The organism is Streptomyces coeruleofuscus (assembly GCF_039532725.1).
Lineage (GTDB): Bacteria > Actinomycetota > Actinomycetes > Streptomycetales > Streptomycetaceae > Streptomyces > Streptomyces coeruleofuscus.
On sequence record NZ_BAAASE010000013.1, the window covers coordinates 111,226 to 125,170 of the forward strand.

15 protein-coding genes are annotated in these 13,945 nt (G+C 70.1%); 11 read left to right on the top strand and 4 right to left on the bottom strand.

Going from position 1 to position 13,945, the window contains the following annotated elements:
* Positions 1-36 precede the first annotated feature (36 nt).
* The gene (locus ABFX81_RS36480; protein ID WP_086842356.1) at positions 37-447 is read right to left on the bottom strand and encodes an SsgA family sporulation/cell division regulator; all 411 of its coding nucleotides are present in this window, start codon (positions 445-447) and stop codon (positions 37-39) included.
* Between the two features lie 244 nt (positions 448-691).
* Here ABFX81_RS36480 and ABFX81_RS36485 point away from each other — a divergent pair, with 244 nt between their 5' ends.
* On the top strand, positions 692-2,404 hold the full coding sequence (locus ABFX81_RS36485; RefSeq protein ID WP_346139266.1) for an RDD family protein: 1,713 nt from the start codon (positions 692-694) through the stop codon (positions 2,402-2,404).
* Positions 2,405-2,522: 118 nt separating this feature from the next.
* Positions 2,523-3,260: an RDD family protein gene (locus ABFX81_RS36490; RefSeq protein ID WP_346139267.1), complete on the top strand. Its 738-nt coding sequence runs from the start codon at positions 2,523-2,525 to the stop codon at positions 3,258-3,260.
* Positions 3,261-3,305: 45 nt separating this feature from the next.
* Here the strand turns inward: ABFX81_RS36490 and ABFX81_RS36495 are convergent, their stop codons facing one another.
* Entirely contained in the window at positions 3,306-3,590 is a 285-nt protein-coding gene (locus ABFX81_RS36495) for a hypothetical protein (protein ID WP_086844198.1), read from the bottom strand.
* A gap of 436 nt (positions 3,591-4,026) precedes the next feature.
* On the opposite strand from ABFX81_RS36495, the gene ABFX81_RS36500 reads away from it, so the two are divergent.
* Positions 4,027-6,384 (top strand): immune inhibitor A domain-containing protein, encoded by a 2,358-nt coding sequence (locus ABFX81_RS36500; protein ID WP_086844189.1) that lies wholly within the window; start codon positions 4,027-4,029, stop codon positions 6,382-6,384.
* Positions 6,385-6,518: 134 nt separating this feature from the next.
* Positions 6,519-6,863 (top strand): hypothetical protein, encoded by a 345-nt coding sequence (locus ABFX81_RS36505; protein WP_086844188.1) that lies wholly within the window; start codon positions 6,519-6,521, stop codon positions 6,861-6,863.
* Between the two features lie 46 nt (positions 6,864-6,909).
* Here the strand turns inward: ABFX81_RS36505 and ABFX81_RS36510 are convergent, their stop codons facing one another.
* Both ABFX81_RS36510 and ABFX81_RS36515 read right to left on the bottom strand, forming a co-directional pair.
* Complete coding sequence (locus ABFX81_RS36510) at positions 6,910-7,500, bottom strand: isochorismatase family protein (protein WP_086844186.1); 591 nt, start codon at positions 7,498-7,500, stop codon at positions 6,910-6,912.
* A 114-nt stretch (positions 7,501-7,614) separates the two neighbouring features.
* Positions 7,615-8,961, bottom strand: coding sequence for a nicotinate phosphoribosyltransferase (locus tag ABFX81_RS36515; protein WP_086844184.1), 1,347 nt, complete (start codon positions 8,959-8,961; stop codon positions 7,615-7,617).
* Between the two features lie 98 nt (positions 8,962-9,059).
* Here ABFX81_RS36515 and clpS point away from each other — a divergent pair, with 98 nt between their 5' ends.
* The 7 genes from clpS (at position 9,060) to ABFX81_RS36550 (ending at position 13,903) form a co-directional block, all read left to right on the top strand.
* On the top strand, positions 9,060-9,377 hold the full coding sequence (gene clpS / locus ABFX81_RS36520; protein ID WP_086844182.1) for an ATP-dependent Clp protease adapter ClpS: 318 nt from the start codon (positions 9,060-9,062) through the stop codon (positions 9,375-9,377).
* A 31-nt stretch (positions 9,378-9,408) separates the two neighbouring features.
* Positions 9,409-10,017 carry a DUF2017 family protein gene (locus ABFX81_RS36525; protein WP_086844180.1) on the top strand — a complete coding sequence of 203 codons (609 nt, stop codon included), beginning with the start codon at positions 9,409-9,411 and terminating at the stop codon, positions 10,015-10,017.
* 341 nt (positions 10,018-10,358) lie between these two features.
* Positions 10,359-11,783 (top strand): amino acid permease, encoded by a 1,425-nt coding sequence (locus ABFX81_RS36530; RefSeq protein WP_086844178.1) that lies wholly within the window; start codon positions 10,359-10,361, stop codon positions 11,781-11,783.
* A gap of 153 nt (positions 11,784-11,936) precedes the next feature.
* Entirely contained in the window at positions 11,937-12,359 is a 423-nt protein-coding gene (locus ABFX81_RS36535; protein WP_086844176.1) for a M67 family metallopeptidase, read from the top strand.
* 98 nt (positions 12,360-12,457) lie between these two features.
* Complete coding sequence (locus tag ABFX81_RS36540) at positions 12,458-12,553, top strand: putative leader peptide (RefSeq protein WP_020270288.1); 96 nt, start codon at positions 12,458-12,460, stop codon at positions 12,551-12,553.
* Between the two features lie 114 nt (positions 12,554-12,667).
* A complete protein-coding gene (locus ABFX81_RS36545) occupies positions 12,668-12,946 on the top strand; it encodes a MoaD/ThiS family protein (RefSeq protein WP_086844174.1) in 279 nt (92 codons plus the stop codon).
* Between the two features lie 6 nt (positions 12,947-12,952).
* A complete protein-coding gene (locus ABFX81_RS36550) occupies positions 12,953-13,903 on the top strand; it encodes a cysteine synthase (protein ID WP_086844172.1) in 951 nt (316 codons plus the stop codon).
* Positions 13,904-13,945 lie beyond the last annotated feature (42 nt).

Genomic DNA, 13,945 nt, shown 5'->3' on the forward strand with positions numbered 1-13,945 from the left:
GCCGGGTCCTCACCGGCTTCACGGACTTCACCGGCCTCACTGGGCGAGCAACTGGTCCAGTTCGTCGTCGAGACCGAGCTGCTCACCCTCCCTCCCCGGCGGGACCACCCGCAGCGTGCGCTCCAGCCAAGCCGACACCTGCGCCGCCGGGGCCTCCAGCAGGGCGTCCCCGTCGGGTGAACTCAGCGCCACCAGTACGACGCCGCGCCCCTCGGCCTTCGCCGGCCACACCCGCACGTCCCCCCGCCCGCACGGCCGGAACACGCCCTCCACCAGCAGGTCCCGGGCGAACGTCCAGTGCACGGGGTGCGCGGAGTCGATGTGGAAGGTGACGTGCACGGCGTACGGATCGTCGGTGACATACCCGAGCCGGGCCGGCACCGGGATCCGGCGCTGCGGCGACAGGACGAGTTCCAGCTCCAGTTCGCGTTCCACCACGGTGCGCATGGCGGTGTTCCCTTCTCTGCACGGCTGCCCGCGAGGGCCGGTCGGGAGGAGAGAGCGCGTGGAGGCGGCGCCATTACGCGTGTTGCCGGAAGTTTTTTCGCAGAGGGAGGCACCGGGCCGAGCGATGCGTAGCACATCGGTGCTCGAAAGGGGTGGGTCCGGTGGGACCGGCGGTGGGGGTTGCGCCGGTCTGATAGATGTGGAGGCCCCCATTTGGCCCTCGAGCAGATACGGGACGACGGAGATGAGCGCCCCAACCCCGGCCCCCGGTGACGACAGGCCCCGCGAAGGTTATTACCCGGACCCGTCCATTCCTGGATATGTCCGGTACTGGAACGGTGCGTCCTGGGTACCGGGCACCAGCCGTCCCGCGCCCAAGGACGGCGAGACGCTCGCGCCGCCGCCCGGTGCCGCGGCCTCCGGCTCGGGCTCCGGCCCCGGCTCGGCCTCGGTCGAGGAGACCGGCCCGCACTTCTTCGACGAGGATCCGGCCGACGAGCCGTCCCCTGCCGACGCCCAGCACGGCAGCCGTCCCGAGCCCGCGTCCGCCTGGGGCGCCGACCGCTCCCGTCAGTCGGGCTTCGGCGGCGACCAGGACCGCCGTGTCGCGTGGGGCGCACCGCAGGGCGCGCAGGGCTCCGACCCGAGGGTGTCGCCCGCCGACCGGCAGCCGGCCGACGAGTCCTCCTCGCAGGGGAAACCGCCGTCCGCCGCCGACCAGGAGGCGAACGCCGCGGCCGCCGGCAGCACGTTCGTCTTCCGGCGCCCGACGGGGAAGGCCGGGGGAGGGGCCTCTGCCGACGCGCCCGACGACGGCACGATGACGTTCCGCGCGGTGTCCCCGCGTCCGGGCACGGCCGGGGGCCCGGGCGGCAACTCCGGGACTCCCGGGTTCGGTCCGGCGGGCTCGGGCGGTCCGGGCAGTGGCCCGGCGGCGTCCGGGTTCGGTGCGCAGGCCGGGCCGGGTGGATCCGGTGGCGACCCGGCAGGCTCCGGTTTCGGCTCTCAGGGCGCGGCGGCGGGCTTCGGCTCCGCGGGCCCGGCCGGTCCGGCGGGATCCGGTTTCGGCGCCCCCGCGGGCCCGGCCGGCAGCCCGTCGGGACCCGCCTTCGGCGCGCAGCGCGGTGCGGCCGCCCCCGCCGACGCCTCGAACCGCCCCGGCTTCAATGCCGGGAAGGCCGCCGCGGCCCGGGCCGCCGCACAGGCCGACCCCGCCGTCCAGGCCTCCGCGGCCGCCCCGACGGCGCTGTCCGGGCCCCAGTCGGCGCCCACCGTCCCTCCGCAGTCCGGCGGGCCCCAGCCCGGCCCCGGCGCCTCCGCCACCCCCCTCAGCGCCGGCCCCGGCGGCGGTCAGTCCTCCTGGGCGCAGCAGGTGCACCGGCTCGCCGGAGCGGGCGGCGACGACGATCAGCCCGTCGCGCCCTGGAAGCCGCCGACCGAGGACATCTTCCAGGCGGCCGCCCGGCGCCAGGCGTCGGCCCGCCCCGCGGCACTCGGCAAGCGGCTCGCCGCCCGGCTCCTCGACACCCTCGTCCTCGCCGGCATCACGGCCGTGGCCGCCGTACCGCTCGGCATCAAGGCGGTCGACCACGTCAACGAGAAGATCGAGGAGGCCAAGCTCTCCGGCGAGACCGTCACGGTCTGGCTGCTCGACGGCACCACGTCGGCGTACCTCGGCATCGTCCTGGCCGTCCTGCTGCTCGTCGGCGTCGTCTCGGAGGTGCTGCCCACCGCCAAGTGGGGCCGCACCCTCGGCAAGAAGCTGATGGGTCTCGAAGTGCGGGACATCGAGGGCCACGACGCCCCGGAGTTCGGCGCGGCCCTGCGCCGCTGGCTGGTCTACAGCGTGCCCGGACTCCTCGTCGTCGGGATCGTCGGCATCGCCTGGTGCCTCTTCGACAAGCCGTGGCGCCAGTGCTGGCACGACAAGGCCGCGCACACGTTCGTGGCGGGCTGAGCGGCACCCGTACGTCCGGCACGGGAGGGCGGCGTACCGCTGCGGCACCAGGCGAATCCGTCCCTCGGACGGCCGCCGCCGGATGCGGAGCCGTGGGGTTCGCGGTCGACTCGGGGCCATGAGCAGTGAACCGCCCCCCGGCTCCGGTCAGCAGCCCCCGGAAGACGATCCGTTCAGGAAGCGGCCCCCGGGCGAGCAGCCCGGCGAGGGCGCGGGCTCGCCCTACGGCCATGAGCCCCCGCCGTACCCGGGCGGCGGGCCGGGCGGCGGCCAGGGCGGCGGCCCGGGCGGTGTTCCTCCCGGCGGCGGCCAAGGCGGCGGCCCCTACGACGGCCCTCCCGGTGGTGGCCCCGGTGACCCCTATGGCGGTTCCCCCTACGGCGGCGGCCCCACCGACCCCCTCGCCGGCATGCCCCCGCTCGCCGACAGCGGCAAGCGCACGCTCGCCCGCATCATCGACATGATCCTGGTGGGTGTCGTCGTCTGGCTGCTCACCTGGGGCTTCGACGTCAACGAGTACGACGTGGACAGCGACCGCATCGAGATCGGCAAGTCCGTCTGGCAGTCGGCCGTCGCCGCCGTCCTCTACATCGCCTACGACACCATCCTGACCGCGCGGACCGGCCAGACCCTCGGCAAGAAGCTGCTGCACATGCGGGTGGCCAACCTGGACAACGGCGCCACGCCCTCCGGGCAGAACGCGCTGATGCGCGCGGCGGTGCTGTGGATCCCGTTCGCCTTCTGCTGCGCCTGCTTCTGGACGGCGATCTCGGGCGGCTGGAGCTTCTTCGACCGGCCCTACAAGCAGGGCCTGCACGACAAGGCCGCCCAGACGGTCGTGGTCAGCACCGATTGAGGCACGGACGCCTCAACTGGAGGTGAGAAAAGGGGCAGCGGGCGGTCAGGAGACCGCCCGCTCGCGTACCGGTTCCGGAGTCGGGGCCGGCGCGGGAACCGACGCCCGCACGGGTTCCTCGTGCGCGGGCTGTTCCACCGCCGCCGGGCGCTTCCCGGACAGCGGCACCGTCATGGCGACCAGCAGCCCGAGGGCGAGCGCCGCGACGGCGACGATCGCGATCCCCACGGCCGAACTCGTCTGTGACAGCAGCAGCATGGCGAGGGTCGAGAAGATCACGGTGCAGGAACCGTAGGCGAGCTGTGCGGCAGTCGGACGGGGCATGGCCATCATGTCCTCGAAAGTGGGGGTCCACGGGGGTGTCGGCCTGGCATTCCGCCAGCTTCCGGGCGTTCCGCCAATCGACTCTAATCGGCAGGGTGCCCGAGTGGAACGAACGGTAAGCGTGACCTAATCAACAGGGCCGGAGCACAGGGGGCGCACGGAGTCATGGCGTCCACGTAGTGGACATATGCGCGCGCCCACCGGACGGTGGCACGTGCCTGCGGGGCGGCGGACTTCGCCGGCCCGGAACCAGCTTGATTGTCCGTTAAACGAACATCGACTCCGCATAATGCACTTGACCTGCTCAAGTCAAGATCTGTCTTTTCTTCTCAACCTCTAGTCAAATGTCGTCACTTGACTACACGCGTTGACCACGCGCGCGCGGACCCCTTCGACACCAGACCCCTTCCTCCGCGCGCACGAACGCGGGGGAGGAACTCAAGTGACCAGTAGACCCTGGACGTTCAGAGCGGCGGCCATCGGCGTCGCGCTCGCGGCGGCCACGGCCACCGTCTCCGCATACGGTGTGGCCCAGGCCGACGACACCTCGGCTCCCAGGTCCACCACCGTGGACCGGCACGACCCGGCGGATCGCCACCACGGCGAGCACGACCTCGACGGCCCGCTGAGCAAGACCCAGGAGGCCCAGCGCCAAGAGGCCCTGAAGCAGGTCATATCCGGCAAGAACACGGTCAAGAACCGTGACGGCTCGAAGGTCGTCCAGCTCAAGAGCAAGAAGGGCGACAGCAAGTACGTCGAGCTCGGCCGCGAGAAGACCGACAAGATCTTCACCATCCTGGTCGAGTTCGGCGACAAGACCAGCGAGTTCGGCGGCACGCCCGGCCCGCTGCACAACCAGATAGCCAAGCCGGACCGCAAGAAGGACAACTCCACGGCCTGGCGGGCGGACTACGACCGGGAGTACTTCCAGGACCTCTACTTCGGCACCGGCAAGAAGACCGAGTCGGTGAAGAAGTACTACGAGAAGCAGTCCTCCGGCCGCTACTCGGTCGAGGGCGAGGTCTCCGACTGGGTCAAGGTCCCCTACAACGAGGCCCGTTACGGCAACAACGCGTGCGGCGACACCAACTGCCCGAGCGTGTGGAACGTCGTCAGCGACGGTCTGAACGCGTGGGTCTCCCAGCAGAAGGCGGCTGGGAAGACCGACGCCGAGATCAAGGCGGACGTCAAGCAGTACGACCAGTGGGACCGCTACGACTTCGACGGCGACGGCGACTTCAACGAGTCGGACGGCTACATCGACCACTTCCAGGTCGTGCACGCCGGTGAGGACGAGTCCGCGGGCGGCGGCGCGCAGGGCGAGGACGCGATCTGGGCCCACCGCTGGTACGCCTTCGGCACCGACGCCGGCGCCACCGGCCCCGCGGACAACAAGCTCGGCGGCGCGAAGATCGGCGACACCGGCATCTGGGTCGGCGACTACACCGTGCAGCCGGAGAACGGCGGACTCGGCGTCTACGCCCACGAGTACGGCCACGACCTCGGCCTGCCGGACCACTACGACACCACCGGCGGCGGCGACAACTCCACCGGCTTCTGGACCCTGATGTCCTCCGGCTCCTGGCTGGGCACCGGCAAGAACGAGATCGGTGACCTGCCCGGCGACATGACCGCCTGGGACAAGCTCCAGCTGGGCTGGCTCAAGTACGACACCGCGAAGGCCGCGACGAACTCGTGGCACAAGCTGGGTCTCGCCGAGTACAACACGAAGCACAAGCAGGCCCTCGTGGTCGCGCTGCCCAAGAAGAAGGTCACCACCGAGATCGTGGCCCCCGCGCAGGGCGCGAACCAGTGGTGGAGCGGCAGCGGCGACAACCTCAAGAACACGCTGGCCCGTTCGGTCGACCTCACCGGCAAGAAGTCGGCGTCCCTGACCCTCGACGGCTGGTACGACATCGAGGCCAACTACGACTACCTCTACACCGAGGTGTCGACCGACGGCGGCGCCAACTGGACCCCGCTCGACGGCACGGTGGACGGCCAGCCGCTCCCGCGCGACGGCAGCGACAAGCCGGTCCTGACCGGCACGTCCGGCGCGTACAAGAAGCTGGCGTTCCCGCTGGACGCCTACGCGGGCAAGAAGATCGACCTGCGCTTCCGCTACCAGACCGACGGCGGCGTGGCCCAGAAGGGCTTCGCGGCCGACCGCATCACGGTGACCGCCGACGGTGCCCCGGTCTTCTCCGACGACGCCGAGTCCGCGGACGCGGCCTGGAAGGCGGGCGGCTTCTCGCGCATGGGCGCGTCCTTCACCAAGGACTACGCGCAGTACTACATCGCGGAGAACCGCCAGTACGTGTCGTACGACAAGACCCTCGAGGTCGGCCCGTACAACTTCGGCTTCACCAAGACCCGTCCGGACTGGGTGGAGCACTACCCGTACCAGAACGGTCTGTTGATCTGGAAGTGGGACACCTCCCAGCAGGACAACAACACCAGCGTCCACCCGGGCACGGGTCTGCTGCTGCCGGTCGACTCGCACCCGAAGGCGATGAAGTGGACCGACGGCACGCTGATGCGCAACCGCATCCAGTCCTACGACTCGCCGTTCAGCCTGTACCGCACGGACGGCATCGAGCTGCACAACGCGGACGTCGCGACGCGCATCCCGTCGTCGAAGGGGGTGTCGGTCTTCAACGACCGGGTGAACACCTACTACGACGAGACGAACAAGACCGGCGGCGTCAAGATCACTGACACCAACACCAAGATCAAGATCATCAAGGAGGCCAAGGACGGCTCGACGATCGAGCTCGAAGTAGGCCCCGCAGCGAAGTAAAACGAGTTTTCCCAGGTCAGAGCATGATCGGCGGTGACCCCCTGGCGGGTCACCGCCGATCCGTGTTTAGGTGCGTCCTGTGGTTCTCTTATTGACACCGACCGACACACCGACCGACACGGGGGTATGACCGCATGGCCGCAGGAGGCTTCTGCAAGCTGCCGAACGGCACCGTGGTGGTGGCACTGAACCTGCCCAGCCCCGCCGCCGACGGCCCCGGCGCCGTCCGCGTACTCGTCCACGCGGCGAACCGCGCCCGAGCCCTGACCAGGCTCCGCAACCTCGGCATGCGCTCGGTCTACCTGCGGGGCAACGCCGCCCCGCCGTCCCCCGACGAGATCACAGCCGTCCTGCACCACCCCGACGGCCTGATATGGCGCACGGCCCCTGACAACGGTGTCGTGGCAGGCCCTGACCTCGCCCTGGAACTGTGGCGCCCGATCAGAGCCCTCCTGCGCCGCCCGACGGCCCAGACCTGATCCTCAGGCGCTGCGGGCTACCGGGACGGGCTACCGGGCCACCGGGTCACTGGACGACCGGCTTGCCCGAGAGCTCCACGCCCGCCTCGCGCATCTCCTCCAGGGCCCGCTCGGTGGTCTCCTGGGCCACGCCTGCCGTGAGGTCGAGCAGGACGTGGGTGCGGAAGCCCTCCTTCGCGGCGTCCAGCGCCGTGGCGCGCACGCAGTGGTCCGTGGCGATGCCGACCACGTCGACCTCGGTGACCTCCCGGGAGCGGAGCCAGTCGGCGAGTTTCGCGCCGTTCTCGTCCGTGCCCTCGAAGCCGCTGTACGCCGCCGCGTACGCGCCCTTGTCGAAGACGGCGTCGATGGAGCCGGACGCGACGGCGGGGGCGAAGTTCGGGTGGAAGCCGACGCCCTCCGTGCCGGCGACGCAGTGCGCGGGCCAGGAGCGGACGTAGTCGGGGTTGGTCGAGAAGTGACCGCCGGGGGCGATGTGGTGGTCGCGGGTGGCGACGACGTGCTGGTAGCCGGACCCGGCCGCCTGGCCGATCAGCTCGGTGACGGCGGCAGCCACATCGGCACCGCCGGCCACCGCGAGGCTGCCCCCCTCGCAGAAGTCGTTCTGCACGTCTACGACGATCAAGGCGCGGCGCATGGTCGGTGTCCTTCGGCTATGAGGTCGGCAAGCCCGGCCGGTGAACTTCCGAGCCTATTGACATGGAGGAGGAGACGGGAGGGGGCAGGCTCGGCGCATCGCGGCACACCGCAATTAGCTACCCGAGGCTCCGTGCGCGTACTCCGTCGGAATGACGGGCTCCCCGCGCGAGAGCTGCGTGGCCGACATCGGGAGCCCCGCTCGCGCCGCCGCGTGCCGGTCCCGCGCCGCGTCCAGCGGCTCCCGGGCGACGACCTCGCCGCCCTTGACCAGCTCCACGAGCAGCTGCCGGTCGGCCAGATCCGCCGGCACCGGCCCGGTGCCGATCACCTCGGCCTCGGCGACCCCGTACGCGTCCAGCCGCCGCGCGGCCCACTTGCGTCCGCCCACGGACGTCTTGCCGCCGGTCGACTTCTTCGCCACCGGCACCAGCGGCGCGTTCGGCTCCGCGGACTCGGCCCGCGCGACCAGCTTGTAGACCATGGAGGACGTCGGGTGCCCGGACCCGGTCACCAGCTGTGTGCCGACGCCGTACGCGTCCACGGGCGCCACCGCCAGCGACGCGATCGCGTACTCGTCCAGGTCCGAGGTCACGATGATCTTCGTGTCGGTCGCGCCCAGCTCGTCCAACTGCTGCCGCACCCGGTGCGCCACCAGCAGCAGGTCGCCGGAGTCGATCCGCACCGCCCCGAGCCCGGTCCCGGCGACCTCGACGGCCGTACGGACCGCCTCGGCGACGTCGTAGGTGTCCACCAGTAGCGTCGTGCCCCGCCCCAGCGTGTTCACCTGGGCCTGGAAGGCGTCCCGCTCGCTGTCGTGCAGCAGGGTGAAGGCGTGGGCGGAGGTGCCGACGGTGGGGATGCCGTAGCGGAACCCGGCGGCCAGGTCCGAGGTGGTCGCGAATCCGCCCACGTACGCGGCCCGGGACGCCGCCACCGCCGCCAGCTCGTGCGTGCGCCGGGCGCCCATCTCGATCAGCGGCCGGTCCCCGGCGGCCGACGACATGCGCGAGGCGGCCGCGGCGATCGCCGAGTCGTGGTTGAGGATCGACAGGATCACGGTCTCCAGCAGCACACACTCGGCGAAGGTGCCCTCGACCCGCATGATCGGCGAGCCCGGGAAGTACACCTCACCCTCGGGGTAGCCCCAGATGTCCCCGCTGAAGCGGTAGCCGGCGAGCCACTCCAGGGTCTCCCCGTCGGCGATCTCGCGCTCCCGCAGGAAGTCGAGGACGCCCGCGTCGAAGCGGAAGTTCTCCACCGCGTCCAGCACCCGCCCGGTGCCTCCCACGACGCCGTAGCGGCGCCCGTTCGGCAGGCGCCGGGTGAAGACCTCGAAGACGCTCCGCCGCTCTGCCGTGCCCGCCTCCAGGGCGGCCCGCAGCATCGTCAGCTCGTACTGGTCCGTGAAGAGCGCCGTCGAGGGAACATCCACCGGCAGCCCAAGGTCCGCTGTGTCCATGGCGTGAGATCGTACTCCCATTTCGTCAGTTTGACGATTTGTATCAAGACCCCCGGCTTCCAGGCCCATTTGTGCGAGTACCCCCCTCGGGTGGCAGCATGGGCTGTGTGACGTCACCCGCGCCCCTGGAGATCGAACGGACCGAGTCGGCGGAGGAGGTTTTCGCCGTACCGGAGCCGGACCTCCCCTGGGTCACCATCGTCCACAACGACCCGGTCAACCTCATGAGCTATGTGACGTACGTCTTCCAGACGTACTTCGGCTACTCCAAGGACAAGGCCACCAAGCTCATGCTCGACGTCCACCACAAGGGCCGGGCGGTCGTCTCCAGCGGCAGCCGCGAGGAGATGGAACGCGACGTGCAGGCCATGCACGGCTACGGCCTGTGGGCCACCCTCCAGCAGGACCGCAAGTAGCCAGCCCCCGCCCAGCAGCGAAAAGGCGTTCATGCCCGGAACCTTCGAACCGCTTCCCGGCGGCGGCGCGGCCGTCGCCCTCGACGACGTCGAGATCTCCATCATCCGGTCGCTGGCCGTCCAGCTCCTGGAGCTCATCGGCCCCGGCCCCGCCGAGGACGCCTCCGACGACCCGCTCGCCGAGCTGTTCGCGGACGGCCCGAGCGAGCCGCCCGCCGACCCGGTGCTCAAGCGCCTCTTCCCGGACGCCTACAGCGATCCCGAGCAGCCCGCCTCGCCCCGGGACGCCGAGGAGCGGCGGGCGTACTCCGCCGAGTTCCGCCGCTACACCGAGAACGACCTGCGGGCCGGCAAGCGGGACAACGCCCTCGCGGTGATCCGCTCCCTGGACGCGCTCTCCTCGGCCTCGGCCGGCGAGGGCGGCGCGGTGCTGAAGCTGTCGGTGGACGAGTCCCAGCGGTGGCTGTCGGCCCTGAACGACCTGCGGCTGGCGATCGGCTCGCGGCTGGACATCACCGACGAGGAGGACACCGACCTCCTCTACCGCCTCCCGGACGAGGACCCGCGCAAGCCGATGGTGATGGCCTACCTGTGGCTGGGTGGACTCCAGGAGACGCTGGTCGGAACCCTTATGCCCTGATCCGTGCAGGTTCTGTGACCGCCGGATGACCGCTTCGTGTTCGCTCAGAGGACACTCAAATCCGGATAACGATCCCGTCACCGCACCCGCCTCCTATGGCCTCTTTCGGGTGCGCTTTGTCCGGTTTCCCTGTGTGGTGCGCCACATCGCGCCTCTGTGATCAGTATTGCGGCCGTGATAAATCTTCACGACCGCCCGGCCAACACCACCCGAATGTTCGGCCGGGTGCGCCACCGAGCCGGTAACCGCCGGCCAGGCACCGCTCCATTCATCCGGGGGGATCGAGACCCGATCCGAGGCCGACGAAGGTCCGGGTCGGCATGGAGAAAGGCGCACCACACATGACCTCTGCGCAGGTCGACACGGAAAACGTCCCTGAAGAGGGGTACGAGCGCGGACTCGGCAGTCGCCAGGTCCAGATGATCGCGATCGGCGGCGCCATCGGCGTCGGCCTGTTCATGGGTGCCGGAGCGAACATCGCCAAGGCCGGCCCCAGCATCATCCTCATGTACGCCCTCGCGGGCGTCGTCATCTTCTTCATCATGCGGGCGCTGGGCGAACTGCTCCTCTACCGGCCCGTCTCCGGCTCCTTCGCCGAGTACGCCCGCGAATTCCTCGGCCCGTTCTTCGGGTTCGTCACGGGCTGGACGTACTGGCTCATGTGGGTGGTCACCGGCATGGCCGAACTCACGGCCGCCGCGATCTACATCCACTTCTGGTTCCCGGAGATCCCGCAGTGGGTCAGCGCCCTGGTGTTCCTCGTGGTGCTCTTCGGCGTCAACCTGATCTCCGTCAAGATCTTCGGCGAGGTCGAGTTCTGGTTCTCGATGATCAAGGTCACGGCCATCATCGGCATGATCGTCATCGGTCTCGGCGTGCTCACCCTCGGCTTCTCCGACGCCGGTGACACCGCCACCGTCTCCAACCTCTGGTCGCACGACGGCTTCTTCCCGAACGGCATCGGCTCCAGCCTGATGACGCTCCAGGGCGTCATGTTCGCCTACCTCGCCGTCGAGCTCGTCGGCGTCACCGCGGGCGAGTCCGAGAACCCCGAGAAGACCCTGCCCAAGGCCATCAACACCCTGCCCTGGCGCATCATCGTCTTCTACGTCGGCGCCCTGCTGGTGATCCTCTCCGTGGTCAAGTGGACCGAGTTCTCCGCGGGCGAGAGCCCGTTCGTCCACGCCTTCGGCAAGATCGGCATCCCGCTCGCCGCGGGCATCGTCAACTTCGTGGTGCTCACCGCGGCCCTGTCGTCCTGCAACTCGGGCATGTACTCGACCGGCCGGATGCTGCGCGACCTGGCCTCCAACAGCGAGGCACCGCAGGCCTTCGGCAAGCTCAACGCCCGCAAGACGCCCGCCGTCGGCATCACGGTCTCCGTGGCGCTCATGGGCATCGGCGTCGTCCTGAACTACGTCGTCCCGGAGAAGGCGTTCCTCTACGTCACCTCCGTCGCCACCGCGGCCGGCATCTGGACCTGGATGATGATCCTCGTCAGCCACATCCGCTACCGCGCCGCGGTCGACGCGGGCCGGCTGCGCGCCTCGTCCTTCCCCGCCCCCGGCGGGGCGCTGTTCAGCTGGGTCGCGCTCCTCTTCCTCATCGGCGTGACCTGCATGATCGCGTACGACAAGGACGCGCGGGTCTGCCTGTACGTCGCGGCCGGCTGGGCCGTCGCCCTGGGCGTCGGCTGGGCGGTGCTCAAGAGCCGCAACCCGCAGATCGCCGAGCGCCGCGACGCGGAGTTCGAGAAGGTCGGCTGAGTTCCGGACAGACCGGCTACGAACCAGCCAGGACGCCCAGCCGCAGGGAGTACTCGTGGCACCCCCCGCGGCTGCCGCTCAGGGCGTCCGGCATGTGGGCCGTTCCGTACCATCCATCGGTACGGAACGGCCCTTCTGCTTATCCTGACGAACATGCTGACCATCACCCAGGCCCTCGTCGACCAGATCGTCGCCCACGCGCGCAAGGACCACCCCGACGAGGCGTGCGGCGTCGTGGCGGGACCGGCGGGCTCGGACCGCCCCGAGCGCTTCATCCCGATGCTCAACGCGGCCATGTCGCCCACGTTCTACGAGTTCGACTCCGGCGACCTGCTCAAGCTCTACCGCGAGATGGACGACCGTGACGAGGAGCCGGTGGTGATCTACCACTCCCACACGGCGACCGAGGCCTACCCCTCCCGCACCGACATCTCGTACGCGAACGAGCCGGGCGCGCACTACGTCCTCGTCTCCACGGCCGACACCGACGGGGCCGGCGAGTTCCAGTTCCGCTCGTTCCGGATCGTGGAGGGCGAGGTCACGGAGGAAGAGGTCGAGATCGTCGAGGCGTACTGAGCGGGCCTGAACAGTGCGGTCTCACTCCCCGGCCTCAAAACGTCCGCGATGTGGGATCACATTCCAGAACCCGGACCGGGAATCGATACGATGAGCGCATGGTTTTCCACGACGTGAGCGACAAGACGCCGGGCATGCTGCTCGTGGCGCGGCTGCACGTCGACCTGTGCAGGCTCGCCAGCGCCATCTGTTGACGCCGACCCCTGCCGCCGTACGGCCGTGAGCCGCGGCGCTGCACACACGCACCACCCCGCCGTTTCTGCGCTGCCGCGCGCCCGACTGACTACTCCCGACAGGAGCCCTGAGCCATGGCCATCGAGGTCCGCATCCCGACCATCCTCCGCACCTACACCGACGGTCAGAAGGCAGTGGAGGGCAAGGGAGACACCCTCGCCGAGCTCTTCACCGACCTCGAGACGCGGCACGCCGGTATCCAGGCCCGCATCGTGGACGGCGACCAGCTGCGCCGCTTCGTCAACGTCTACCTGAACGACGAGGACGTGCGCTTCCTCGACGGCATCAACACCAAGCTGACGGACGGCGACAACGTCACGATCCTGCCGGCCGTGGCCGGCGGCATGGTCTGATCACCGATGCGATACGACTCACCCCTGGCCGCGGTCGGCAACACCCCCCTGGTGCGCCTGCCGCGGCTGTCGCCGTCCGCCGACGTCCGGATCTGGGCGAAGCTGGAGGACCGCAACCCGACCGGGTCGGTCAAGGACCGCCCGGCCCTGCACATGATCGAGCAGGCGGAGAAGGACGGCCGCCTGACCCCGGGCTGCACGATCCTCGAGCCCACGTCGGGCAACACCGGCATCTCCCTGGCCATGGCGGCGAAGCTCAAGGGTTACCGCATCGTCTGCGTGATGCCGGAGAACACCTCGCAGGAACGGCGCGACCTGCTGGCCATGTGGGGCGCCGAGATCATCTCCTCCCCGGCCGCCGGCGGTTCCAACACCGCCGTGCGCGTGGCCAAGGAGCTCTCGGCCGAGCACCCGGACTGGGTGATGCTCTACCAGTACGGCAACCCGGACAACGCGGGCGCCCACTACGCGACGACGGGCCCCGAGATCCTCGCGGACCTGCCCTCCGTCACTCACTTCGTGGCGGGCCTCGGCACCACCGGCACGCTCATGGGTGTGGGCCGTTTCCTGCGCGAGAACAAGCCGGACGTCCAGATCGTCGCGGCCGAACCGCGCTACGACGACCTGGTCTACGGCCTGCGCAACCTCGACGAGGGCTTCGTCCCCGAGCTGTACGACGCGTCGGTCCTCACCAGCCGCTTCTCGGTCGGCTCGGCGGACGCGGTGACCCGCACCCGCGAGCTGCTCCAGCAGGAGGGCATCTTCGCCGGCGTCTCCACGGGCGCCGCGCTGCACGCCGCGCTCGGCGTGGGCAAGAAGGCCGTCAAGGCCGGCGAGCCGGCCGACATCGTCTTCGTCGTCGCCGACGGCGGCTGGAAGTACCTGTCGACGGGCGTCTACACGGCGACCACGACGGAGGAGGCCATCGAGACGCTCCAGGGGCAACTCTGGGCGTAACCCGACGGCGGATCACCCAGAGAAGGGCTGGAGCGAGAACTC

Coding starts and splice junctions, on each gene's coding strand:
- ABFX81_RS36535 (WP_086844176.1), top strand. CDS start 11,937: ATGCTGACCATCACCCAGGCCCTCGTCGACCAGATCGTCGCCCACGCG.
- ABFX81_RS36550 (WP_086844172.1), top strand. CDS start 12,953: ATGCGATACGACTCACCCCTGGCCGCGGTCGGCAACACCCCCCTGGTG.
- ABFX81_RS36510 (WP_086844186.1), bottom strand. CDS start 7,500: ATGCGCCGCGCCTTGATCGTCGTAGACGTGCAGAACGACTTCTGCGAG.
- ABFX81_RS36545 (WP_086844174.1), top strand. CDS start 12,668: ATGGCCATCGAGGTCCGCATCCCGACCATCCTCCGCACCTACACCGAC.
- ABFX81_RS36505 (WP_086844188.1), top strand. CDS start 6,519: ATGGCCGCAGGAGGCTTCTGCAAGCTGCCGAACGGCACCGTGGTGGTG.
- ABFX81_RS36530 (WP_086844178.1), top strand. CDS start 10,359: ATGACCTCTGCGCAGGTCGACACGGAAAACGTCCCTGAAGAGGGGTAC.
- ABFX81_RS36540 (WP_020270288.1), top strand. CDS start 12,458: ATGGTTTTCCACGACGTGAGCGACAAGACGCCGGGCATGCTGCTCGTG.
- ABFX81_RS36515 (WP_086844184.1), bottom strand. CDS start 8,961: ATGGACACAGCGGACCTTGGGCTGCCGGTGGATGTTCCCTCGACGGCG.
- ABFX81_RS36495 (WP_086844198.1), bottom strand. CDS start 3,590: ATGGCCATGCCCCGTCCGACTGCCGCACAGCTCGCCTACGGTTCCTGC.
- ABFX81_RS36480 (WP_086842356.1), bottom strand. CDS start 447: ATGCGCACCGTGGTGGAACGCGAACTGGAGCTGGAACTCGTCCTGTCG.
- ABFX81_RS36490 (WP_346139267.1), top strand. CDS start 2,523: ATGAGCAGTGAACCGCCCCCCGGCTCCGGTCAGCAGCCCCCGGAAGAC.
- clpS (WP_086844182.1), top strand. CDS start 9,060: ATGGGCTGTGTGACGTCACCCGCGCCCCTGGAGATCGAACGGACCGAG.
- ABFX81_RS36525 (WP_086844180.1), top strand. CDS start 9,409: ATGCCCGGAACCTTCGAACCGCTTCCCGGCGGCGGCGCGGCCGTCGCC.
- ABFX81_RS36485 (WP_346139266.1), top strand. CDS start 692: ATGAGCGCCCCAACCCCGGCCCCCGGTGACGACAGGCCCCGCGAAGGT.